The following is a 22,928-nucleotide window of genomic DNA, read 5'->3' as shown; positions in this document are numbered from 1 at the left end:
TTAACTCATGTGATTGCGCACAGCTTCTTCCAAAGGAATCGGTTTGGAAATGCCGTAACCTTGCCCGTAGTCTACACCAATCTCACGCAATATCTGAATGACGCGCTCATTTTCGACGTACTCCGCAATCACCTGCAAACCCATCAAATGCCCGACCTGATTCACCGACTGCACCATGGCGTGCGCCACGTCATCGTGGGCAATGTCTTTAATAAAACTGCCATCAATTTTCAAATAATCCACCGGCAAGGACTTTAAATACCCGAACGAACTTACCCCAGTACCGAAATCATCCAACGAAAAACTGCACCCTAAATTTTTCAAGGTTTGAATAAAATGTTGCGCCAATTCAAGGTTATGAATAGCCACCCGCTCGGTAATTTCAAAGCACAACATCGCCGGGCTAATCTCTGCTGCTTGAATCTCTTCTAGCACAAACTTGAGAAAATCCGGCTCATCCAAACTCTGCCCGGATAAATTCACCGCGAATACCGGACGCGGCACTTTCTGGGTCACTTCACGCAAGGTTTGCAATAATTTGCGCACCACCCAGCGATCCAAACGCGGCATCATCGAATAATATTCAGCCGCAGGAATGAATTCATCCGGTGATACCGGCTGATTGCTTTCGTCATACAAACGAATCAGCACTTCATAATGGCAAAATGGCTTTTTAAAACCCACCGGATTTAACGGGTGAATCGGCTGCGCCACCAGCTTGAAATTACTGGCATCAATGGCTTTCTTCAGCCGCCCCAGCCACACCATATTGCCACGGTGTTTGGTCACTTCCTGATCGTTGGGTTTAAAAATATGAATACGGTTGCCACCTTTGGCTTTAGCGACACGGCACGCCGCATCCGCTTCCGCCAAAATACGATTGGGGGTTTTCAAACCTTTATAAAGCGGTACAAATGCAATACTCGCCGTAACTTTCTGGCGCATCTTGTTCCAATCAAAATCGTATTGTTCCAATTTAATACGAATCTGCTCCGCCGCCCGAATCGCCACAGAAGGCTCGATTTCCTGAAACAAAATCCCGAACTCATCGCCGCCCAAACGCGCCAAGACATCACGCCGCGCATCAATTTCTTCTTTTAACATTCGCGAAATGCGCTCAATCAACGCATCTCCCGCTGTGTGTCCCATTGCATCATTGACCAATTTAAATTGATCCATTGAAATCAAGCAGAATGAATGTTTCACCCCGTGTTGCCGCACTTGATCAATCGCCACTTTCAGACGCAATTCAAAGCTTTTGCGATTCAATAACAAGGTTTGTTGGTCGTGCGTTTCCACGTGATCCAGACGCAATTGCATTGCGTGCAGCTCAGTCTGGTCACGAATTAGCAACATGTAACAAGGTTTGTCATTGCCCTCAAACAACACAGGCTGCACTGTATAGGTGACTTGTATATCATTTAAGCTAGTGGTATTTAGCAATGCATAACGCAATAAAGGGCGATCATTTGATTTCGCCCTATCCAACCAACTGACCGGATTGCGCGTCAAGGGATCAACCAACGTAAACAATTCACCGTAATGTTTGCCACGCGCACTACGGAGTTTATAATTTAGAATTCTTTCAGCCGCCGGATTAACGAAATCCACCACGCCATTGCTATCCACCAATACGGCGGATTCTTGCACGTCAGACAAAGATGACACCAGCATATTTTGCTGAGCCAAATGCAATTGAGTGTTGGACTGACGCCGCACAACAAACCACCACGCCAAAGCAGCCGCTATACCACAGGTAAGCAACCCGCCCAAAATGACAGTGTGAGATGCAAAATCAACAAAATCGGCCACAAAAGCCCCCACCTACTATAGCGTATTTATTTTATAACAATTATTCACAGTCGATAGTAGGCGCAAACCATGCTTATGTACAGTGTTCAGCGACGAAGCGTAGACGCAACAAAGCCGACAGACTGATTCAGTACTGTCGGCTTTGTAATCGGCATACGCCACGTATGCTTAGAGCTTTTCTTTGATACGCGCAGATTTGCCAGTCAGACCACGCAAGTAGTACAACTTCGCACGGCGTACATCGCCTTTACGCTTCACCACGATACCGGCAATGCCATTGCTGTATGTTTGGAATACGCGCTCGACGCCTTCACCGTAAGACATTTTACGCACCGTGAAAGCAGAGTTCAGACCACGATTTTTCTTCGCAATCACCACACCTTCATAAGCCTGTAGGCGTTCTTTGTCGCCGTCCTTAACACGCACACTGACAATAACGGTATCGCCGGGGTTAAAATCCGGGATTACCTTCGTCATCTGCTCTTGTTCAAGTTGTTGAATAATCGTATTCATGATAATCCTCTAATGCAGCTCTTCACTGCTTTCAAACTCGTTTATATACTCGTTCAGCAACACACGCTCACTGTCGGTCAACTGTCGTGCCTGCAACAATTCCGGCCTGCGTCGCCATGTTTTTCCCAGCGCTTGTTTTTTGCGCCAACGGGCAATCTGGGCATGATTACCGCTTTTCAATACGGCGGGTAATGCCAGTCCTTCCAATTCTTCCGGGCGGGTATAGTGTGGGCAATCCAGTAATCCATCAAAAAAGGAATCCTGAGCTGCCGACTCGTTATGCCCCAATGTACCCGGCAATAAGCGAGTCACTGCATCAATCAGCACCATGGCTCCCAGCTCACCGCCGCTCAGCACATAGTCACCAATTGAACATTCCATATCCACTTCCAAGCGAATAACACGCTCATCAATGCCTTCGTAGCGTCCGCATAACAGAATTAAACCCTGTTCTGCTGCCAGCGCGTTAACCACCGTTTGGTTGAGCGTAACACCCTGAGGACTCAGATAAATCACTTTACCCGGATTGACTTGACGCGCATCACGAATCGCCTGTAACAGACAATCGCCCTTCATCACCATGCCAGGGCCGCCGCCGTAAGGACGGTCATCCACCGTGCGGTGTACATCCGTTGCGTAATCACGCGGGTTCCACTGTGTCAGTGAAATAATCCCACGTTCCGCTGCCCGACCTGTCACACCGCTGCTCGTCACCGCTTCAACCAATTCAGGAAACAACGTAATGACATCAAACCGCATAGGCATTAAAAGTCTGGATCCCAATCCACCACAATACGTTTTTCATCCAAGGAAACCGCTTGAATAAATGTACCCAGCACCCAAGGCAATAAACGTTCCCGCTCACCTTGAACCACCAACACATCATTCGCGCCGGTTTCAAACAAATGATCCACGGTTCCCAGCAACACGCCATTTACCGTGACAACTTCCATGCCGATTAAATCAGCCCAGTAGTATTCATCGGCATCCAATGGCAGCAAGCGGCTACGCGGCACACCAATCTCGCAACCCACTAGCTTTTCAGCTTGATTACGGTCGCTCACCCCTTCCAATTGCGCGACAATGCCTTTGCCTTGAATCTGCCCATTAAGCAATTTGCAAGGCTGCCACTCACCGGCTACTTTCAAAGACCAAGGGGCGTACCCTAAAATCCCGTCCAGTTGATGGGTATGCGAATAAACTTTGACCCAACCTTTAATGCCAAACGCGGCAGAAATTTTGCCGAGTGTCACCATATCCGGCTGGGACATAATGCCTTACGCCGCCACAGTTTCTGCGGATTCTTTCAGCAGCTTAGTCACCCGTTCAGTAGGCTGTGCACCACACGCCACCCAGTAAGCAACCCGATCCTGCTCAATGTGCAGACGGACTTCTTGACCACGCGCAACCGGGTTGAAATAACCGATGCGTTCAATGTAACCACTGTCGCGCGGCTTGCGCTTGTCGCTAACGACGATGTGGTAAAATGGATGCTTTTTCGCACCACCTCTTGCCAGACGAATATTGACCATATAAAGACCTTACCAAATTCAGTTAATACGCAGCAATCGAGGCTGCTCGAAGTAAACGCGCAATTCTACGTTAATTTCAGAAAAAGTGAAGCATTGATTAAGGGCTTACCCACAAAAAAGCCCCCAATGCAGGGGGCTTGCTGACAAAACGGCTAGTAAGGTGAACCCGCTTACTGCGCAGACACGTACTTCAGATTAGAATTGCCGGGAAAATAACGGTAATGACCCGTAATTGGCATCGCAAACAACACATCTTCTATCTTTTCACCTTCAGCAATATTGTGCACCACCAAATTGCGCCGCGAGTCAGCGGGTGACTTGCGATTGACGACAATGCCAATGTGCTCTTGATCGCCACCCAAACTCCAAGTTACCAAGTCACCGGGGCGATAATCCACCGGATTACCTGTCGCAGGCACGCTTGCGCCGTGGCGTTGAAAAAAAGCTTTCAGATTATGTACACGTCGATGGTCAATATTGGGGTCAGGCTGATTTAGTCCCCACTTTGACAAATTCGGATAATTGTAAAAATTACGCGACATATCCTCATGCACCAAACGCTGAAGATCAATCCCCAACTTGCGGTAAGAACGGATCACCGTATCCGTGCATACCCCGACGTTGGCTGGCACATCGCCATTAGGATAACTGATTGGAATATAACGCCCATCGTACACCACGCGATGCCGCAAACGATCCAATGCAGCATAAGATAAACGCTCTGGCGTTGCCACATTGCTACGCGCAGATACCGAGCGCTTGACCTCGACTGACTTTGGCTTAGCAGCCTGCTGCGTCGAACAACCAGTCAACCCACTAAAAAGTACAATTACCCCCGTCAAAACGACACACAAACCCCATTTTGACGAGCGCGGTATAACAAAAAAATTACTCATCGACCCCACCCTTAAATGCTAACATCCCCAATAAACAGACTCACTGAAACAACCCATCATCATTATTTTTATAACATAAACAGACCAAACACTAGCTTAGCCCGACGAAAGAACACCCAACATTAATAAGTGGGGCAATCTGCACGGTACGGCTCTTTTACAATACCCCAACGGAACGGCAATGGCGCGTGTGGATCAGACACCAAAGTTCCCGCCTCCACATTCTGACGCAATTCACGCAACGTCATGTAGTATTCTTCACCCAACGTCATCTGCACCATGCAAAAATCGTTAAGGCTCTTCAACTCTTGCGGTGGTGGTTGATCATTAGAAAACACTGCTTTTGCCCAACGCGCAGGCTGCGAACGCGGATCAAAGCGCCCTACCCGATCCAAATGGCTGCGAATGGAGCTGAAAAATAAACCCAAACGCTTATCACGACCCGGCGTTGAATGGTCATCGTATTCGCGTGCATTCATGCAACGACGCCCTTCACCCCGGATTTTTTGCAAGTACCACAATGCATCATAAACATAAACCGCACGGTCATTCGCGTACATGCACAATGCCAATAACAAACGCTGCGATTTCTCATCCGACGTTTCCGGGCGCTTTGCCAGCTTGCCAGCGATAACATCGGTGTATTTTACGTAATCGTAAGCCACTTCATTCGCCAGGTTGAACTGCTCTTCGCTGTAACCCGGCTGTTGCATGGCTGACTTCATAATATTTTGCGGTTGCTTGAAACGCCGATAGCCATCACCGAACTGCTTGTCTTCCGGCACGTAAAACGGAAAAGACGGCGTCCGCAACAAGTAACGCGCTTGTTTCGGCGTGGTAGAAGCCATTACTTCAGCAATACCCGCATCGGTAACATCCACGATTTGGTAAGAATGTACGCCGGGTGCCACGTAAATATCACCGGGCTTAATATCATGCAGCGCGATCGGATACGTGTCATTGCGCAATGACACGGTGCTAGTCATGTCAGCAACGTAATCCAAGAAATTGCGAACCCGTAGATCAGGTGGCAAATTATCCCACGTCGACATGTCATTACTGACGGTACGTCCGGCTTTGTCACGATTACCGATGACAAACGGCAAACGGTGCTCGAACGCGAAAATGAGGCGCATCGCGTATACAGCATCCGCGCAATCGTTTTCAAACTTGTAGTAAATCGGCTTAGCAGGATCCATGAAAATATCGTCTTTCCACTGAGTGCGCACCCACTGGTGATAACGCTCTTCCCACACATCATCCCACACATTTTCACTAGGCCAGACAGCAGCAACCGCAAACGAAGGCATGAATGAAATCACTGCCAGTAACCATGCCAGAATAAACGCTTTTTTCATGAAATTTACAACTTGATATGGTTCATCAAAAGAACACTAAAGTAAACAGACGCCCAACGGGTTATGCCTATGCCTGAATTAGGATAGGAAAATGCCCATAAGTTCCCAAAGATTGCTAGGGTAGTTCAGCTTATCAAGGATTTCAATAAAAACGGCTCGATTATCAAATAATCAAGCCGTTTTAGATCGCTTTAAGCGGCTAATGATTGCGCATCAGCCACTCCCGCACTCATCATTACTTCTGGTATTGCTGCATAACAGACTTAGAAGACTGATCCATGGAAACCGCGCCTTTGTAATCACCTTTGGCTTTAACCTTTGGCATCATTGGGCGTTTGCCTTGGCCTGCAACGCAACCGTAAACATGCTTATGGCCAGGCACAGCACCAGGGTGGCTGTGGCATTTATTAGCACAAGAAGGCGCTTCGTCGTGGCAATGTTCGCCAGCGGCTGGCGCAGTAGCTGTTGTAGCTGGCGCTTCCGTTGTCGCAGCAGGCGCTGTTTCCGCAGTCTGTTGACTCATTTGTTGGCAACCAGTTGCAAACATTGCCGCAACGATCAACGTTGCCAGTGTCAGTTGGGATTTGATTTTCATCGTCTTAGTCTCTTTCATTGTTTAAAGAAGGCACACACTGTGCAGCAAACAAAGGCTCAAGGGCTTATTTACCACACGCAGAAATGAATTTAGCACGAATTACCACAAAAAACCTTTAGAAACGCTCGATTGTCGACGGGATGGATTCATGCAGGCCATTATCAAAGCCCGACAAATAGGTTGCATTAAATACAAAAAAGGTTCAAACCAATAAATAATTATGAATTCATAATAAATTTTTATTGCAATAAACGTTTTCCAAAAAAAAGCCTCCTGTCAAAACAAGAGGCTTTTTGGAATACATCTACTGAAACGGTACCGTATTTTTAATGCGAAATACTAACAGCGTGGAATTAACGCTGTTGATATTGCTGCATTGCACCTTGAGAAGCTGGATCCATTGCGACTGGACCTTTGTAGTTGCCTTTAGCTTTAACTTTAGGAACCATTGGAGCCGGTGCTGGACGAACAGGAGCTGGAGCAGCAATAGGTGCTGGAGCAGCAGGAGCAACAACAGCAGGCGCTTCAGTTGCTTGCTGTGAAGTTTGTTGACCCATTTGTTGGCAACCAGTTGTCAGTAAACCAGCGAACAACAGACCAGCGATAGCCACTTGAGATTTGATTTTCATAGTAGTAAAACTCTCTAAATAATTAATTTGTAAAGGAAAACTAGGCTGCGCCAAAATCAACAACAGCATAATTCGTAATCCAGGCCATGAATTTTCTGGATGATGCGCATGATACAACTAGACAATTCAGTAGGCAAACCCATCTTAGCGTAAATTTCCTTAATGGTCGTCAGAAATATTGAAAAAAGCTAATATACCTACCCGGAAAAGCCACCCATGGGTGGGAAACCACCGCCCATCGGCAACTTGCCTTTCATGCCAGTCATCAGTTTGCGCAAACCACCCTTAGAAAACTGCTTCATCATTTTGCTCATCTGCAAATGCTGTTTCATTAAGCGATTTACATCCTGAACCTGTAGCCCGCAACCCGCAGCAATCCTACGCTTGCGCGATGCTTTAATAATATCCGGGTTACGGCGCTCTTCCAGCGTCATAGAATTAATGATGGCAATCATGCGACGCACTTCTTTATCGTTGCCCTGCTCTTTGACATTAGCGGGTAAATTCCCCATGCCCGGCAACTTGTCCATCAAGCCAGCCACACCGCCCATCTTTTCCATTTGTAACATTTGGTCACGCAAATCTTCAAAATCGAACGATTTGCCCTTATTAAGCTTTTTGGCGAGTTCTGCGGCTTTTTTATGATCAACCTGACGCTGCGCATCTTCAATCAAGCTCAGCACATCACCCATGCCCAAAATGCGCGAGGCCATGCGTTCGGGGTGGAACGGCTCTAACGCATCCAGCTTTTCGCCCATCCCCACAAACTTAATCGGTTTGCCCGTGATATAGCGCACCGACAAAGCCGCACCACCGCGTGCGTCGCCATCCGCTTTGGTCAACACCACGCCCGTCAGCGGCAATGCATCACCAAACGCTTTAGCAGTATTGGCAGCATCCTGCCCGGTCATGCTATCCACCACAAACAGCGTTTCTACCGGATTCACAGCGGAATGGATAGCTTGGATTTCCGCCATCATCTCCGCGTCGACGTGCAAGCGTCCGGCAGTATCAATGATCAGCACATCCATGTATTTGAGTTTTGCCTGCGCTACAGCGGCTTTAGCGATGTCCACCGGCTTCTGAGCATTTTCACTGGGAAAGAAAATTCCGCCCGTCTGCCCCGCAATGGTTTCAAGCTGTTTGATCGCCGCTGGGCGGTAAACGTCACAACTCGCCACCATCACCGATTTGTTCTGGCGTTCTTTCAAGAAACGGGTCAATTTGCCGACGGTGGTGGTTTTACCCGCACCCTGCAAACCTGCCATTAAAATAACAGCAGGTGGTTGCGCATTCAGCGACAGCGTTTCGTTGGCTTTGCCCATGAGTGCAACCAACTCATCGTTGACCACCTTGATCAAAGCTTGACCGGGGCTAAGGCTTTCCAATACCTCTTGCCCAATCGCCCGTTCACGCACCCGATTGGTGAATTCACGCACCACCGGCAGCGCCACGTCAGCTTCTAAGAGTGCCATCCGCACATCACGCAGGGCATCTTTAATATTGTCGTCGGTCAGACGTGCCTGACCGCGTAGTTTTTTTACCGTCTGCGAAAGACGTTCACTTAAATTCTCGAACATGATTTTGACTTCTTGCTAGTCCCATTCAGGCACAAGTTGCTATCATAGCATTAAAGCAATAACGAATGCGTTCCCGAACCACCTAACCCACGAAATCCGTTTGAGTAATGACAATAACACTTAACTTGTTCGCTACACTGGCATGGCTGGCAACATGGCTGCTGATTGGGCTGCGCCTGCGGGATCGCTTGCAAACCCGCACACCTAACTACCGCCGCTTGCTGGTGATAGTGTGGTTGCTGTCACTGGGTCTGCACGGTTGGAGTATTGTAAATCATATTTGGCAAGTGAATGGCGTATCCATCAGTTTTGCTGCCGCCAGCTCAATTGTTATGTGGCTGTGCAATCTCCTGTTGTTTATGACCATGCTGAAGCGCCCACTGGAAACCTTGGGGATTTTCGTCGTGCCATTCACCGCAAGCGCCATGCTGTTACCGTTGTTCGGTTCTAATCAAAGCGTCACCATCAGTTTAAACAATGGCTTAGGCGTGCATATTTTCACATCATTATTGGCTTACAGCATGTTGACGCTGGCAGCGTTACAAGCCCTGCTGCTGGCACTGCAAAATAAGCATTTGCACAACCATCAGCCGGGTGGACTGATTCGCACCTTGCCACCGCTATTGGATATGGAAGTATTGCTGTTCAAATTGATCTCGCTGGGGGTCATGCTGTTGTCGCTGGGATTACTGAGCGGCGCTTTATACGTCGACAACTTGTTTGCGCAACATTTGGTGCATAAAACCATTCTCTCCATCGTGGCATGGGTTATGTTCACCGCATTGCTGGTGGGTCATTGGCGCTATGGCTGGCGCGGGCGCATCGCCATCCGCTGGACACTCAGTGGCTTTTTCATCCTCATGCTGGCGTTTTTTGGCAGCAAATTTGTATTAGAGTTTTTGGTAAACCGATCGTGAACATCACTCTCACCCCCATCGGTGTGGTATTGCTTAACTTGCTGATAGCGGTCATGTTAGCCCCCGTTTTCTGCCTACTGCTAGGGCGGCGCAAACCTATCAAGAAATTGCAACCGGCTGAATCATTGAATCATAAAGAATTACGGACAGTTGTCAGCGCTGCTGGCGCTCATATTCCCCAAACGCACCTCGACATGCTATTACGCGTCATGGACATGGAAAGCACCACGGTGGAAGACATTATGATTCCCCGTAACCAACTGGTCGGCTTGGATCTGGATGACGATTGGAACGAACTCGAAGAACAAATCACCAATAGCAATTTCACCCGCCTATTGGTGTATCGCGAAAGTCTCGATAACGTTATTGGCTTTGTGCACCTACGCAAACTTTTGCCACTGTTCCGTGACGGGCATTTGGACAAAGAACGCTTTGAAGCCAGCATTCGCCCCGCGTACTTCATCCCAGAAAGCACCCCATTAACCCAACAATTAATCAACTTCAAAACCGAAAATCGCCGCATTGCCTTGGTCGTAGACGAATACGGCGAAATCCTGGGCTTGGTTGCCCTTGAAGACATTTTAGAAGAAATTGTCGGTGAATTTTCAAGCGCTCCCAGCAATCAATCGCACGAAATTCGCCGCTTGGCAGACAGCAGTTATTGGATGGATGGCAGCATTCCCATCCGCGACATCAACCGCGAAGTGGGCAGCAATTTCACCTCGGCAGAAGCCAATACCATCAACGGTTTAATTCTGGAATACCTCGAATCCATTCCCGTCCCCGGCATGACCATGCTGATTGACGATTACCCCTTGGAAATTCGCAAAACCCGCAACAATGCGGTCAAAACGCTGATCATTCACCCCAAAATTCAGCGCAAAGCAGCCGATAACGATGAGTAAGGTTAAGCTTCAATACCACTGCACCGCCTGCGGCAGCCTGCACCCCAAATGGAGCGGGCAATGCGGCGAGTGCGGCGCATGGAACACCTTGGAAGAAAGCATAAGCCTACCGACAGGCAAACCAGCAATTAATCAACGGGCGGGGGGCTACGCGGGTGAAACCGCCGTGATCCGCTCCCTCAATGAAGTGAGCTTGAGTGAAGCACCCCGCATTCTAACCCACCAACCCGAACTCGATCGGGTACTCGGCGGCGGACTGGTATCCGGCTCGGTGGTACTGATCGGAGGCGACCCCGGCATTGGCAAATCCACCATTTTGCTGCAAACGCTTGCCACTTTAACCGAAATGAAAACCCTGTACGTGACCGGCGAAGAATCGCTGCAACAAGTGGGCTTACGTGCAAAACGCTTAGGGCTACCCAGCGACCACTTGCGCCTGCTCACCGAAACCTGTGTGGAAACCATCCTCAGTTTGGTGGTGCAAGAAAAACCGCAGTTGATGGTGATTGACTCTATCCAAACCGTGTTTACCGACAGTTTGCAAGCCGCCCCCGGCTCGGTCAGCCAAATCCGTGAATCAGCGGCTAAACTGGTGCGTTTCGCCAAGCAAACCAATACCGCCATGTTTCTGGTCGGTCATGTCACCAAAGAAGGCACATTGGCAGGGCCGCGTGTCCTCGAACACATGGTCGATACCGTACTGTATTTTGAAGGCGACCCCGGCGGACGTTACCGCATTATTCGCGCCGTCAAAAACCGTTTCGGCGCGGTCAACGAACTTGGCGTGTTCGCCATGACCGAACAAGGCTTGAAAGGCGTCAGCAATCCGTCTGCCATTTTTCTGTCACGTCACGAAGAACCTGTTTCCGGCAGCGTCATTATGGTAACACGCGAAGGCACACGCCCGCTCATGGTGGAAGTGCAAGCGCTGGTCGATCAAAGTCACGGTGCAGTACCGCGCCGCGTGACCTTGGGACTGGAACAAAATCGCCTCGCCATGTTGCTGGCAGTGCTGCATCGTCATGCCGGAATTTCAATGTTTGACCAAGACGTATTCATAAATGTCGTCGGTGGTGTTAAGATTTCGGAAACCGCTGCTGATTTATCATTGTTGTTAGCGGCACTCTCAAGTTTTCGCAACCGTCCTCTGCCTGCTGATCTGGTGGTTTTCGGAGAAGTTGGGCTGGCAGGCGAAATTCGCCCGGTTCCAAACGGTGAGGAGCGTTTGCGTGAGGCTGCCAAACACGGTTTTAAACAGGCTATCGTAGCGAAAGGCAACAAGCCACGTCACCCGATTGAGGGCATGAAAGTGGTTGCCATTGCCAGATTGGAGAAAGCGATAGAAATTGTGATGTAAATTCGCAACAATAACGTGCATAATTTGTTGACTCCCAACAACAGATATAATAATTTTATTATTCGGTTCGGGTCATAAGAACGTTACAGACACGGGTACGGGCAATCGCTAGAAATATTTTATCGTTAACGTTACCTCTCCAGCTTGATAGTATTTATTAATTACTCTCACCCACATTCATAGACGGGGAGTATCCATCTTGTCTTTTTCAGAATTAGGCTTAAATCCAGAGTTTGCGGCTAAAATTGAAGCTGCCGGTTATGAGAATCCGACTGACTTACAGAAGCAGTTGATTCCTCTCATCGCCCACAATAAAAGTGTCATTGTGTGGACACAATCGGCTTCCGGCAAGACCGGCGCATTCCTGATTCCCGCCATCAACTACGTGTTGACCCACCCGATTGAAGAGCAGCGCCACACCCGCGTGTTAATTCTGACCTCGCGGCGCGACCGGGTGAACCAGATCAACTACACCATCAAACGCTTGATGGGTGATGAACAGCAAATTCGTTCCGGTTTCATTGTCAGTGGTCGCCCTTATCAGCCGCAGATGCGCTTATTGCGCCGCCCACTGGACTTAATGATTGCCACCCCTGGACGTTTGAATGATCTGGTCGACAATAACAAAGCGGATTTTTCCAAGCTGGAAATGCTGATCATTGATGACCTTAGCGCGATTTATCACAAAGGTCTGCATGGCTTGGTAAACAAAATTCTCTCGGAACGTACCACCGCCTGCCCCGTCATTGCGTTTGTACGCCCCGAAAATGACATTACTGGCTATGCGCGTGCCGTGTTAGCGGGCGCCGAAGAAATAGAAGTCGATGATGACCGCAACCCGCTGTTGCTGATTCCACAAGTGGTGCATCTGGCAGACGATTACACGCATAAAATTGCCTTGATGGATCACTTGCTGGATGAGTTTTCCGGCGAACCTACCGTTATTTTCACGATAACCACCAAAGTTGCCAAAGCACTCGCCGAAAGCCTTGCGAATCACGGGCATACCGCTGAGGTTGCATCCGACCTTCCCGAATCCGAACGCAATGGCACTTCCGCCCCGATTCTGATTTATGCCGATCAAGACGGCTTGCACCCTAACCTGCAAGGCGCTGAACACATTATCAACTTCGAGCTACCGCACAAGGTAGAAGATTACGAAACGCGTCTGCAAGGGCTTAGCCCAGAACGCGAAGAAGCCGTGATTGCCGTGGTATTACCCCGTGAACGCGATAATCTGAAACTGATTGAAACCTTCTTGGGTGATTCGATCGAACAATGCACCTTGCCGGGTCTGGCACCGCTGGAACACACCTCTGGTTTCACACCATCCGTGCGTGCCCCGCGCAGCAACCGCAGCAACAATAACAGCGGCGGACAACGCCAACACAATGGCACTGGCGGCAATCAAGGCGAACGAGGACGTTCACCACAAAACCGCCCCGCTCACCAAGGGCAAGGCGGACGCAGTAATAATCCCCATCAGCAACAAAATGCACCACGGCGTGACAATCGCCCGGCTGCGGGTCAAGAACAATCGCCTGCCAATGCAGCCGATCGCCAGCAACGCAAGGGCGCTTACGGTCGCCTAAACGGTGGTGCGCAACGCAAGCGCGAAGGCGGTGGCCCTCCGTACACAGGTAGCAGCAACCCAGTACCACGCCGTGAACAAGGGGGATCTTACGAAATCGGCGGCTGGGAAAAACCTAACTACGCCCCGCAAGACGACAAACCCAAAACCGATAAGCAAGTCGTTATCCGTTACAAGGAAAAACGCCGTATTTTGACGAAATAAAGGTGAGTCATTATGTTGCAAAACACGGAAGAACTGCATCGCAAATTAGCAGAACTCACCCAAGAACACCGCGAATTGGATGAGATGATTGCAGCATCACTGCAAGAACCGAACACCGATCAACTCAAAGTTTCGCGCTTGAAAAAGCGCAAATTGCTGCTGAAAGACATGATTGCGCGGCTCAACAGTCAGTTGATTCCCGATTTAAACGCCTGACCACAAACTGCGGATAGCAGCGATGCCTTGTCCGCCATGCTGCCGGGCAATTATTGCGTAATCGGGGGTCATGCCACCGAGTGCGTACACCGGCAGATTCACCGGCTCTAACAGCGTAGCAAACGCTTCCCAGCCCAAATGCGCATCCCCGGGATGTGAAAGTGTCGGCAATACTGGCGAGAGAAACGCAAAATCCGCCCCTAACGCCGCCGCCTGCTGCAACTCTGCCGCACTGTGACAAGACGCCGACAACCATTGTCCCGGCGATAATGTGTCACGCAAACCGGCTTTTACTGCCAGCAATTGCCGACTGGTCAAATGCAAACCATCTGCCTCCGCCAACATAACAGGCGGGGAATTCAACACAATCTTGGCACCAAACGCATGACCCAACCGGATAACCTCATGCGCCAAAGCCACGTATTCTGAAGCCGCCAATGTCTTTGCCCGCAATACCACCAAACGCACCCCAGCCTGCAAACATTGCTGCAACTGCTGCAAAAATTCGGTGGAATCGTGTGGTTCGGGGGTGATCAAACACTGTGCGGGCAAACGTGCCGCAGTAACAATCGGCGCATTCGCAGGCGGACATTCCAATGCAGGCAATTGTTCTGCATCAAACCACGCCACGGGTTGACCTTCGCGCCCGTGAGCAGTGCCGCTAAAGGCTGTCACTTCCCACACATCCAACAACACCGCCAGTTCAGGATACACATGGCGAATCTTAATGAGCGGCTGTGCGTATTGAAGCTGAATACCGAGTTCTTCCTCAAGCTCACGGCTTAAGGCGTGTAACGGAATTTCACCGGATTCGACTTTACCGCCGGGAAACTCCCACTTGCCGCCCTGATGTTTGTGGGCAGGGCGTTGCGCTAATAAAATCTTGCCCGCCGCGTCACGGATAACCGCTGCGACGACGTGCAAATACTTAACTGCGGTATTCGGCATTGATCTTGACGTAATCGTAGGAAAAATCACACGTCCACGTGGTTGCCGCCGCTTCACCACGCCCTAAATGAATGCGAATAGGAATTTCATCACGCTTGGTTTCTGCTGCGCCCAATTCCTCGTAGTAAGTGGGAGCCGGTTCGCCGTTTTCGATCAGCAAGGTTTCCCCCAACCAAATGCTGATGCGGCTCACATCCAAAGCGTCAACTTGGCTACGCCCGACAGCCGCGAGAATACGCCCCCAGTTCGGGTCACTGGCAAACAAAGCCGTTTTAACCAGTGGTGACAACGCGACCGTGTTACCCACCACCCGCGCTTCGGCACGGGTTGCCGCCCCTTGCACGTCAATGCTGATGAATTTGGTAGCACCTTCGCCATCACGCACAATCGCTTGCGCCAAATACAGACAAATTTCCAGCAATGCTTGACGGAACGCGGGCAAGCCATCGCCCCCCACGTACACTCCCGAACTGCCGGTTGCCATCACAATCAGGGAATCATTGGTGGAGGTATCACCATCAACCGTGATGCAGTTGAAGGTTTCTTCCACCACTTCATTCAGCAAGTCCTGCAAAATGTTCTTTTCAACCAATGCATCGGTGGCCACATACGCCAACATGGTCGCCATATTGGGGTGAATCATGCCCGCGCCTTTGGCAATCCCGGTAATGGTGATGGTTTCGCCGAAGATTTGCACCTGACGGCTGATGGCTTTCGCCACCGTATCCGTCGTCATAATGGTGCGCGAGGCTTCCATCCAGCCCGCCGCATCCAGCTTAGCAAAGGCTTCCGGCAAGGCAGCAGTGATTTTATCCACCGGCAATTGCTGACCAATCACGCCGGTCGAAAACGGCAACACCTGCTCCGCCCAACACGCGCCCTGTTGCGCCACTTGCTCGCACGTCGCACGCGCCGCGTCCATTCCCTGCGCACCCGTTCCGGCATTCGCATTCCCGGCATTGATCAGCAAGTAACGCGGATTAGAATGCAGCAAATTGTAACGGCACACGTGCACCGGGGCGGCACAAAACGCATTGCGTGTGAAGACCGCCGCCGTATGGCTACCCGGCTCCAACTCAATCAGCAGCACATCGTTACGGTTTTTGTAACGAATGCCTGCATTAACCGATGCCAAGCGCACCCCAGCAACCGGCAATAAGGTATCAGGTGCCTGTAAATTAACTGCCATCTGAACGCCTCCCGAATAAACTTAAACTAATTGACCGTGGCAATTCTTATACTTTTTGCCAGAACCGCACGGGCAAGGATCATTACGCCCCACTTTCACGCCATCGCGTTCGTAAGCGGGCTTACCGCCTACTACCGCATCCACCACCTCGTCGTCTTCCAAGGCATTGCCCGCATCAGGGTGCGAAAATGCCATCGGCTGTGGTTCATGCTCTTCCAACGCTGCGAGGGCTTGCTGCGGTTCTTGCAATTGAATGCGCATCAGGAACGCCACCACATCGTGCTTGACACGATCCAGCAATTGTTCAAACATTTCAAAGGCTTCGCGCTTGTATTCCTGCTTGGGATCTTTTTGTGCGTAGCCACGCAAACCCACGCTTTGACGTAAATAATCCATGGCCGCTAAATGTTCTTTCCACTCACCGTCCAACACGTGCAACATCACATCACGTTCCAACCGGCGCATATTGGGTTCGCCGATCATGGCTTCTTTTTGCTGAAGCACTGCCGCAACTTGTTCTTGAATCCGGTCACGCAAACCGTCTTCGTGCAAGTTTTTCTCAGTCGCGAGCCATTCCTTGAGTGGCAAATCCACGCCGAAATCGGTGTAAAGTTGCTTGTAAAGCCCCTCCACATCCCATTGCTCATCAATGCTGCCGGGTGGAATGTGCGCCGCCATCATCGCAGCGACCACATCTTCGCGCAGCGCGGCGATGGTATCTTTAATGTCATCCACTTCCAGCAAATCGTTGCGCTGGGAATAAATCACCTTGCGTTGATCGTTAGCAACGTCATCGTATTCCAGCAAATGTTTGCGGATGTCGTAGTTGTGCGCTTCCACTTTACGCTGCGCATTTTCAATGGATTTAGACACCAAACCGGCTTCAATCGCCTGACCTTTCTCCATGCCCAAGCGTTGCATCATGCTTTTCACCCGCTCAGAGGCGAAAATACGCATAAGGTTATCTTCCAATGACAGGAAGAAGCGGGAAGAGCCAGGGTCGCCTTGCCGACCGGAACGCCCGCGCAACTGGTTATCAATGCGGCGGGATTCGTGACGTTCGGTACCGAGGATGTGCAAACCGCCCGATGCGACTACCGTATCATGGCGTTTTTGCCACAATTCACGGAGTTTGCGCAATGCTTCGGGGTCAGGATTTTCACCCAATTGCTTAACTTCTTCGTCCATGCTGCCGCCGAGCACGATGTCGGTACCACGACCGGCCATATTGGTCGCAATCGTGACCGCACCGGGGCGACCCGCATTCGCGACAATGTGTGCTTCACGCTCATGCTGCTTGGCGTTCAAAACTTCGTGCGGAATACGCAGTTCTTTCAGCTTATTGGAAACCAATTCCGAGGTCTCGATCGAAGCTGTACCGACCAATACCGGGCGGCCTTTAGCCACTTCGGTTTCAATTTCCTTAATGATGGCGTCGTATTTTTCTTCAGCCGTCAAGTAAATCAAATCGTTGGAATCAATGCGCACCATCGGGCGATGCGTGGGAATCACCACCACTTCCAAACCGTAAATTTGCTGTAACTCAAACGCCTCGGTATCGGCGGTTCCCGTCATCCCCGACAGCTTTTCATACAAACGGAAATAATTCTGGAAGGTAATGGATGCCAGCGTCTGATTTTCAGCCTGAATTTCGACTTTTTCTTTGGCTTCAATCGCCTGATGCAAGCCTTCCGACCAACGTCTGCCCGGCATGGTACGCCCGGTGAACTCATCGACAATGACGATTTTGCCGTCACGCACAATGTAATCCACGTTACGCTGGAACAACGCGTGCGCACGCAACGCCGCTCCCACATGGTGCAACACACTGATGCTGATCGTATCGTACAGCCCCTGACCTTCCGGCAAAACACCGGCTTGCCACAGCAATTGCTCGGTACGTTCTTGCCCTGCTTCGGTCAAATACACTTGGCGAGCTTTTTCGTCGACCGAATAATCGCCCGCACCTTCCTCTTCCAATTGCTTGGTCAACGTCGGAATAATCTGATCAATCGCCAAGTAAAGCTGCGAAGCATCATGACTGGGGCCGGAAATAATCAACGGGGTACGCGCTTCATCAATCAGGATAGAGTCAACCTCATCCACAATCGCGTAATACAAATCGCGCTGCACCCGGTCTTCCTTGCGGAACGCCATATTGTCACGCAAGTAATCGAAACCGAATTCGTTATTCGTGCCGTAAGTAATGTCTGCCGCATACGCTTCACGGCGTTGCTCAGAACTCAAACCATTGATAATGACACCCGTGGTCAGCCCCAAGAAACCGTACAACTGCGCCATCTGCGCCGCGTCACGTTGCGCCAAGTAATCGTTAACGGTGATGACATGCATCCCATTACCCGGCAACGCATTCAAGTAAGCCGCCAGTGTTGCCACCAAAGTTTTACCTTCGCCGGTTTTCATTTCGGCGATTTTGCCGTCATTCAACACCATGCCACCGATCATTTGCACGTCGTAATGGCGCATTCCCAAGACGCGATGCCCCGCTTCACGCACCAAGGCAAACGCTTCCGGCAACAAGCTTTCCAGCGTTGCATCTTGTTGCAGGCGTTCGCGGAACTCAATGGTTTTTGCCGCTAATTGGGCATCAGACAGCGCTTTGTACTGTTCTTCCAGCGCATTGATTTTCTTGATGGCTTTGGAATAAGACTTGACCAGACGGTCATTGCGGCTGCCAAAAATCTTTTTGGCTACAGAACCCAGCATACGTTTACTCTCTTGTATCCTTTCCAAACAGAAAGTCCGGTGAACGCCATGCAAACACAGCATTACACCGGACGGTTTGTTTCGTATTATATACGGTTTAACCGGCTGTACGGTGAATTATTCTTCGTGTCCCAAGTATTCACGCGGGTCAACCTGCTCACCGTGCTTCAAAACTTCCAGATGCAGGTGCGAACCCGTGGAACGCCCAGTGCTACCCATCCAAGCCACATTGTCGCCTTTTTTCACCACTTGGCCTTCGGCAACTTTGGGGGTGCTTAAGTGCGCATAGCGACTGATCAAACCGTCACCGTGATCAATTTCGACCACATTGCCGTAGCCGTCATTGCGATTGCCTGCGAAGGACACCACACCGCCGCCGACCGCGTAAATTTCGGTTCCAAGCGGCCCCGCATAATCCACGCCTTTGTGCATTTTCTGACGGCCATTGAACGGGTCACGCCGAAACCCGAATTCCGAGGAGATATACCCACTGCGCACGGGCCTGCCTGTCGGTGAAATTTCGGATTGCACACTAATGCCTTCAAGAATCTGGTCCAAGGTAGCTAACATGCCTTTTTGACGGTCAAGGTTGTTTTCGACCAACTCAAACGATGCCAAAAATTCATTTGAGGATAATTTGGGGGCAACCACTTCTTCACTCGCCAAACCACCACGGGCAGGCTTGGCATCCAGCGAGAATTCTTGCGGATCAAGTTTAGCTTTATCAGCCACCCGTTTAGCTAAAGCGTTCAAACGCGCAATTTCGGCTTCGAGTGTGCCCAAACGGGCGGAAAGCGTATCCACATCCACGGTGTAATTGGCGTATGCCTTCTTGATTTGCTCGACGGTGGAGATTTGTTGCTCTAATGCCGTCAGCAGCTTACCTGCATCATTTTCAGACACTTCCGCATTCGGTGGCGTTGCATCAAGCCGGTAAAGCCCCAACATTTGGTTGACCGAAAGCCCTACCAATAACAAAGCAACGATCCCGGCGGGAATAATTAGATGTTTCCACGGGTGGAGCATGAACGATGAACGGCGCGTACCGTCATCACTAAGACAGATTACCTGCATAATAGTAAATCTCTTGGATTCCTCACTGACTCAAAAAATGCGACCATAGCGTTTATAATAGAATATTGTGGGCTCAGGAATTCACCAAACATGATGAAAAGAATTGATAAGTTGATTAGCAAGGGGTTTGATGGAAGATTGCATCAACTGGATCGACTCACGGTAGAAATCGCGCGTTTCTTCGCCGTTCCGACAGAAAACCGTTTTTGGCCTTTGTTGAAAAACCAACGCATAACACTCCTGACCGATGACCCTCATTTTGCTACGCAAGCCCGCTTTCAGCAGCACTTGTTGTGCAAATATTTAAGCAAATGCTTAAACACTAACATTCGCGGAATGGATATTAAGGTGATCGGCTTACACCTTGCAAGCATTGAGCAAAAAACGGGCGATTTCAGGGCGTCCAGCAACGCGGCTGACATTATGCAAAGTATCGCGCAAAGCATTGATGATAAAGAACTTAGGGAAGCTGTCGTGCAACTGGCAAAGACTGCCAGCCGCCCGGTGCAAGGGGTCAATTAGATACCGGCAAATGCGTAACTGTCGGCGAAAATGGCTTGTTCTTTTTGTTTATCGGCCAGCGTCACCATTTCCCACGCATCTTGGCGCTGAAGCAATTCTCGCGCCAGTAAGTTATTGATAGCATGACCCGATTTATGCCCTTGATAAGCGCCGATAATGCCATGCCCTAAGGTATACAAATCGCCGATTGCATCCAGAATTTTATGGCGAATAAACTCATCACGATAACGTAACCCGTCTTGATTCAACACGCGGAATTCATCCAACACAATCGCGTTTTCCAGACTGCCACCCAACCCCAAATTGCGAGAACGCAGCATTTCCACATCGCGCATGAAACCAAAGGTTCGCGCCCGCGCAATTTCGCTGGCATACGCTTGGCGCGAAAAGTCGATTTCCAAGGATTGTGCCGTGGCGCTGACTGCTGGGTGATCAAATTCAATTTCAAAGCTGGCTTTAAAACCGGCATAAGGCAGTAATTTTGCCCAACCGTTGCCACGACTCGCTTCAATCGGCTTTTTAATGCGAATAAAATGCTTGGGTGCTTTGAGTTCCTCAATGCCCGTGGAGAGCAGCAAATACAGGAATGGTGCGGCACTGCCATCCATGATAGGAATTTCGGCAGCATCCAAATCCACGTAAAGGTTATCTATCCCCAAACCCGCTAACGCTGACAGCAAGTGCTCAATCGTTGCCACTTTAGCATCGTGATGAATGAGCGCCGTGCACAACATCGTTTCCCCCACCAATTCGGGGTGAAGCTCAATCAATGCGGGGGGAGTCATATCAACCCGGCGAAACACAATGCCGGTGTTAGACGGTGCAGGGCGTAATGTCATCGAGACTTTCGTGCCGGAGTGTAAACCGATACCGACAGTCGATACGGTTGTTTTGAGTGTGCGTTGCCTTAACAAGGTAAACTCCCTTTCGTTGTTGGCGCGTTATTTTTTAGATTACGTGAAGTCTAGTCGATTTGAGTTATTAGAGCCTGAACAAGTTTCCATGAACTTTTACAAATCGTTGTATAGAATCATTACTTCTATCAATAGCGTGGCATTGGCACCCCGGTTGGCGTTGAAGCAGTAGCCTCAACGCCTCGACGGGCATGTCGATTAATCAACGAAATTCAGAACTGCACACTTAATCCGCTTGCTTGCGCAGAAAAGCCGGAATATCCAAGCTGCTTTCAGTGCCATTGCGGATATACGTGGGGGTATCACGCACCGCCCCGTAAGAACCTCTGACACCAGGCACATCTTGCGCCAATACCACCGGCGGCAGATCGCGCACACGGTTGCGTTGCTCATTGACCACTGCTTGCTGTTGCGCGTGACGATCCATGCCTCTGGCAGGCTGCTGCTGACCCACAACCGACAACGCTGGGCGTGCTGCCGCCGTCACCCCGCCCTCTTCCAAACCCGTCGCCACGATGGTGACACGGATTCTGTCGCCGAGATCTTGATTCAAGGTGGTGCCAATGATCACATTCGCATCATCCGCTGCGAATTGACTCACCACCGCACCTACTTCCTCGAACTCGTGCATGGTCATATCCAAACCACCGCTAATGCTGACCAGAATGCCATGCGAGCCATCCAAGCGAATGTCTTCCAATAACGGGCTGGAAATCGCCATTTGTGCGGCCTTAGAAGCACGGTCTTCACCTTGCGCCTCACCCGACCCCATCATGGTGACACCACCGTTCATCATGACCGCACGCACGTCCGCAAAGTCAACGTTGATCAGGCCGGGGTTAGTGATCAATTCAGCAATGCCCTGCACCGCTTTCAGCAATACATCATTGGCGGCTTCAAACGCTGACAGCAATGACACATTCTTGCCCAACGACGTCAGCAATTTCTGGTTAGGGATGGTAATCAAAGAATCCACATGCTTGTGCAATTCCGTAATCCCCGCATCCGCCGATTTCTTGCGGCGTGAACCTTCCATCAAGAACGGGCGGGTAACGACCGCTACCGTCAGAATCCCCATATCACGCGCAATTTCAGCGATGACGGGAGCTGCACCCGTACCCGTACCACCGCCCATCCCGGCAGTAATAAACAGCATATCGGTACCACTCACCAATTCCTTAATGCGCTCACGGTCTTCAATCGCGGCTTCACGCCCGATTTCAGGGTTAGCACCCGCGCCCAACCCTTTGGTCAGCGAAGTGCCCAGTTGCAACACGCTCTTCACGCCGATGCCAGCCAAGGCTTGGGAATCGGTATTCGCACAAATGTATTCAACGCCTTCAATGCCAGATGCCAACATGTGCTTGACCGCATTGCCGCCGCCGCCACCGACACCGATGACTTTGATTGCAGCGCCTTTGGCTGCACTGTCCATTAATTCAAACATGC

22 protein-coding genes are annotated in these 22,928 nt (G+C 50.3%); 6 read left to right on the top strand and 16 right to left on the bottom strand.

The features are described 5' to 3' along the window. The 10 genes from L3K52_07790 to ffh form a co-directional block, all read right to left on the bottom strand. On the bottom strand, positions 1–1,812 hold the full coding sequence (locus L3K52_07790) for an EAL domain-containing protein (GenBank protein UOG93619.1): 1,812 nt from the start codon (positions 1,810–1,812) through the stop codon (positions 1–3). A gap of 168 nt (positions 1,813–1,980) precedes the next feature. Then, positions 1,981–2,328 carry a 50S ribosomal protein L19 gene (gene rplS / locus L3K52_07785; protein ID UOG93979.1) on the bottom strand — a complete coding sequence of 116 codons (348 nt, stop codon included), beginning with the start codon at positions 2,326–2,328 and terminating at the stop codon, positions 1,981–1,983. Between the two features lie 6 nt (positions 2,329–2,334). Continuing rightward, the gene (gene trmD, locus L3K52_07780; protein ID UOG93978.1) at positions 2,335–3,084 is read right to left on the bottom strand and encodes a tRNA (guanosine(37)-N1)-methyltransferase TrmD; all 750 of its coding nucleotides are present in this window, start codon (positions 3,082–3,084) and stop codon (positions 2,335–2,337) included. A gap of 5 nt (positions 3,085–3,089) precedes the next feature. Continuing rightward, positions 3,090–3,596 carry a ribosome maturation factor RimM gene (rimM, locus tag L3K52_07775; GenBank protein ID UOG93618.1) on the bottom strand — a complete coding sequence of 169 codons (507 nt, stop codon included), beginning with the start codon at positions 3,594–3,596 and terminating at the stop codon, positions 3,090–3,092. Positions 3,597–3,602: 6 nt separating this feature from the next. Next, positions 3,603–3,857, bottom strand: a complete 255-nt coding sequence (gene rpsP / locus L3K52_07770; protein ID UOG93617.1) for a 30S ribosomal protein S16 — start codon at positions 3,855–3,857, stop codon at positions 3,603–3,605. 170 nt (positions 3,858–4,027) lie between these two features. Next, the gene (locus tag L3K52_07765; protein UOG93616.1) at positions 4,028–4,753 is read right to left on the bottom strand and encodes a DUF1287 domain-containing protein; all 726 of its coding nucleotides are present in this window, start codon (positions 4,751–4,753) and stop codon (positions 4,028–4,030) included. A gap of 122 nt (positions 4,754–4,875) precedes the next feature. Next, entirely contained in the window at positions 4,876–6,111 is a 1,236-nt protein-coding gene (locus L3K52_07760) for a hypothetical protein (GenBank protein ID UOG93615.1), read from the bottom strand. Between the two features lie 235 nt (positions 6,112–6,346). Continuing rightward, a complete protein-coding gene (locus L3K52_07755; protein UOG93614.1) occupies positions 6,347–6,706 on the bottom strand; it encodes a hypothetical protein in 360 nt (119 codons plus the stop codon). Positions 6,707–7,059: 353 nt separating this feature from the next. After that, positions 7,060–7,404 (bottom strand): hypothetical protein, encoded by a 345-nt coding sequence (locus L3K52_07750; protein ID UOG93613.1) that lies wholly within the window; start codon positions 7,402–7,404, stop codon positions 7,060–7,062. A 128-nt stretch (positions 7,405–7,532) separates the two neighbouring features. Further along, positions 7,533–8,915, bottom strand: a complete 1,383-nt coding sequence (gene ffh, locus L3K52_07745; GenBank protein ID UOG93612.1) for a signal recognition particle protein — start codon at positions 8,913–8,915, stop codon at positions 7,533–7,535. Between the two features lie 107 nt (positions 8,916–9,022). On the opposite strand from ffh, the gene ccsA reads away from it, so the two are divergent. The 5 genes from ccsA to L3K52_07720 all read left to right on the top strand — a co-directional run bounded on the left by ccsA (position 9,023) and on the right by L3K52_07720 (position 14,105). Next, positions 9,023–9,832 (top strand): cytochrome c biogenesis protein CcsA, encoded by an 810-nt coding sequence (gene ccsA, locus L3K52_07740; protein ID UOG93611.1) that lies wholly within the window; start codon positions 9,023–9,025, stop codon positions 9,830–9,832. Then, the gene (locus tag L3K52_07735; GenBank protein ID UOG93610.1) at positions 9,829–10,737 is read left to right on the top strand and encodes a CBS domain-containing protein; all 909 of its coding nucleotides are present in this window, start codon (positions 9,829–9,831) and stop codon (positions 10,735–10,737) included. The genes ccsA and L3K52_07735 overlap by 4 nt, the downstream gene beginning before the upstream one ends. Then, entirely contained in the window at positions 10,730–12,094 is a 1,365-nt protein-coding gene (radA, locus tag L3K52_07730) for a DNA repair protein RadA (protein ID UOG93609.1), read from the top strand. Before L3K52_07735 ends, radA begins: the two co-directional genes overlap by 8 nt. 199 nt (positions 12,095–12,293) lie before the next feature. Next, entirely contained in the window at positions 12,294–13,889 is a 1,596-nt protein-coding gene (locus L3K52_07725) for a DEAD/DEAH box helicase (protein ID UOG93608.1), read from the top strand. A 12-nt stretch (positions 13,890–13,901) separates the two neighbouring features. Next, entirely contained in the window at positions 13,902–14,105 is a 204-nt protein-coding gene (locus tag L3K52_07720; protein UOG93607.1) for a DUF465 domain-containing protein, read from the top strand. Here L3K52_07720 and L3K52_07715 read toward each other — a convergent pair. From L3K52_07715 to L3K52_07700, 4 genes are all read right to left on the bottom strand, one after another. Further along, the gene (locus L3K52_07715; protein UOG93606.1) at positions 14,094–15,053 is read right to left on the bottom strand and encodes a Nudix family hydrolase; all 960 of its coding nucleotides are present in this window, start codon (positions 15,051–15,053) and stop codon (positions 14,094–14,096) included. The genes L3K52_07720 and L3K52_07715 overlap by 12 nt on opposite strands. Then, the gene (argJ, locus tag L3K52_07710) at positions 15,034–16,242 is read right to left on the bottom strand and encodes a bifunctional glutamate N-acetyltransferase/amino-acid acetyltransferase ArgJ (protein ID UOG93605.1); all 1,209 of its coding nucleotides are present in this window, start codon (positions 16,240–16,242) and stop codon (positions 15,034–15,036) included. The genes L3K52_07715 and argJ overlap by 20 nt, the downstream gene beginning before the upstream one ends. A gap of 21 nt (positions 16,243–16,263) precedes the next feature. Further along, the gene (gene secA / locus L3K52_07705) at positions 16,264–18,969 is read right to left on the bottom strand and encodes a preprotein translocase subunit SecA (GenBank protein UOG93604.1); all 2,706 of its coding nucleotides are present in this window, start codon (positions 18,967–18,969) and stop codon (positions 16,264–16,266) included. Positions 18,970–19,086: 117 nt separating this feature from the next. Then, entirely contained in the window at positions 19,087–20,043 is a 957-nt protein-coding gene (locus L3K52_07700; GenBank protein ID UOG93603.1) for a M23 family metallopeptidase, read from the bottom strand. A gap of 90 nt (positions 20,044–20,133) precedes the next feature. Between L3K52_07700 and L3K52_07695 the strand changes: the two genes are divergently transcribed. After that, positions 20,134–20,565, top strand: coding sequence for a hypothetical protein (locus L3K52_07695; GenBank protein ID UOG93602.1), 432 nt, complete (start codon positions 20,134–20,136; stop codon positions 20,563–20,565). On the opposite strand, the gene lpxC is transcribed toward L3K52_07695, so the two are convergent. After that, positions 20,562–21,479: a UDP-3-O-acyl-N-acetylglucosamine deacetylase gene (gene lpxC / locus L3K52_07690; GenBank protein UOG93601.1), complete on the bottom strand. Its 918-nt coding sequence runs from the start codon at positions 21,477–21,479 to the stop codon at positions 20,562–20,564. The genes L3K52_07695 and lpxC overlap by 4 nt on opposite strands. Positions 21,480–21,705: 226 nt before the next feature. Continuing rightward, entirely contained in the window at positions 21,706–22,926 is a 1,221-nt protein-coding gene (gene ftsZ / locus L3K52_07685; protein ID UOG93600.1) for a cell division protein FtsZ, read from the bottom strand. Positions 22,927–22,928 lie beyond the last annotated feature (2 nt).

It is taken from the genome of Candidatus Thiothrix sulfatifontis (genome assembly GCA_022828425.1).
In the GTDB taxonomy this organism is placed as follows: Bacteria; Pseudomonadota; Gammaproteobacteria; order Thiotrichales; family Thiotrichaceae; genus Thiothrix; species Thiothrix sulfatifontis.
The sequence above is the reverse complement of the archived record's forward strand: the minus strand, read 5'-3'. Positions and strand labels throughout refer to the sequence as shown.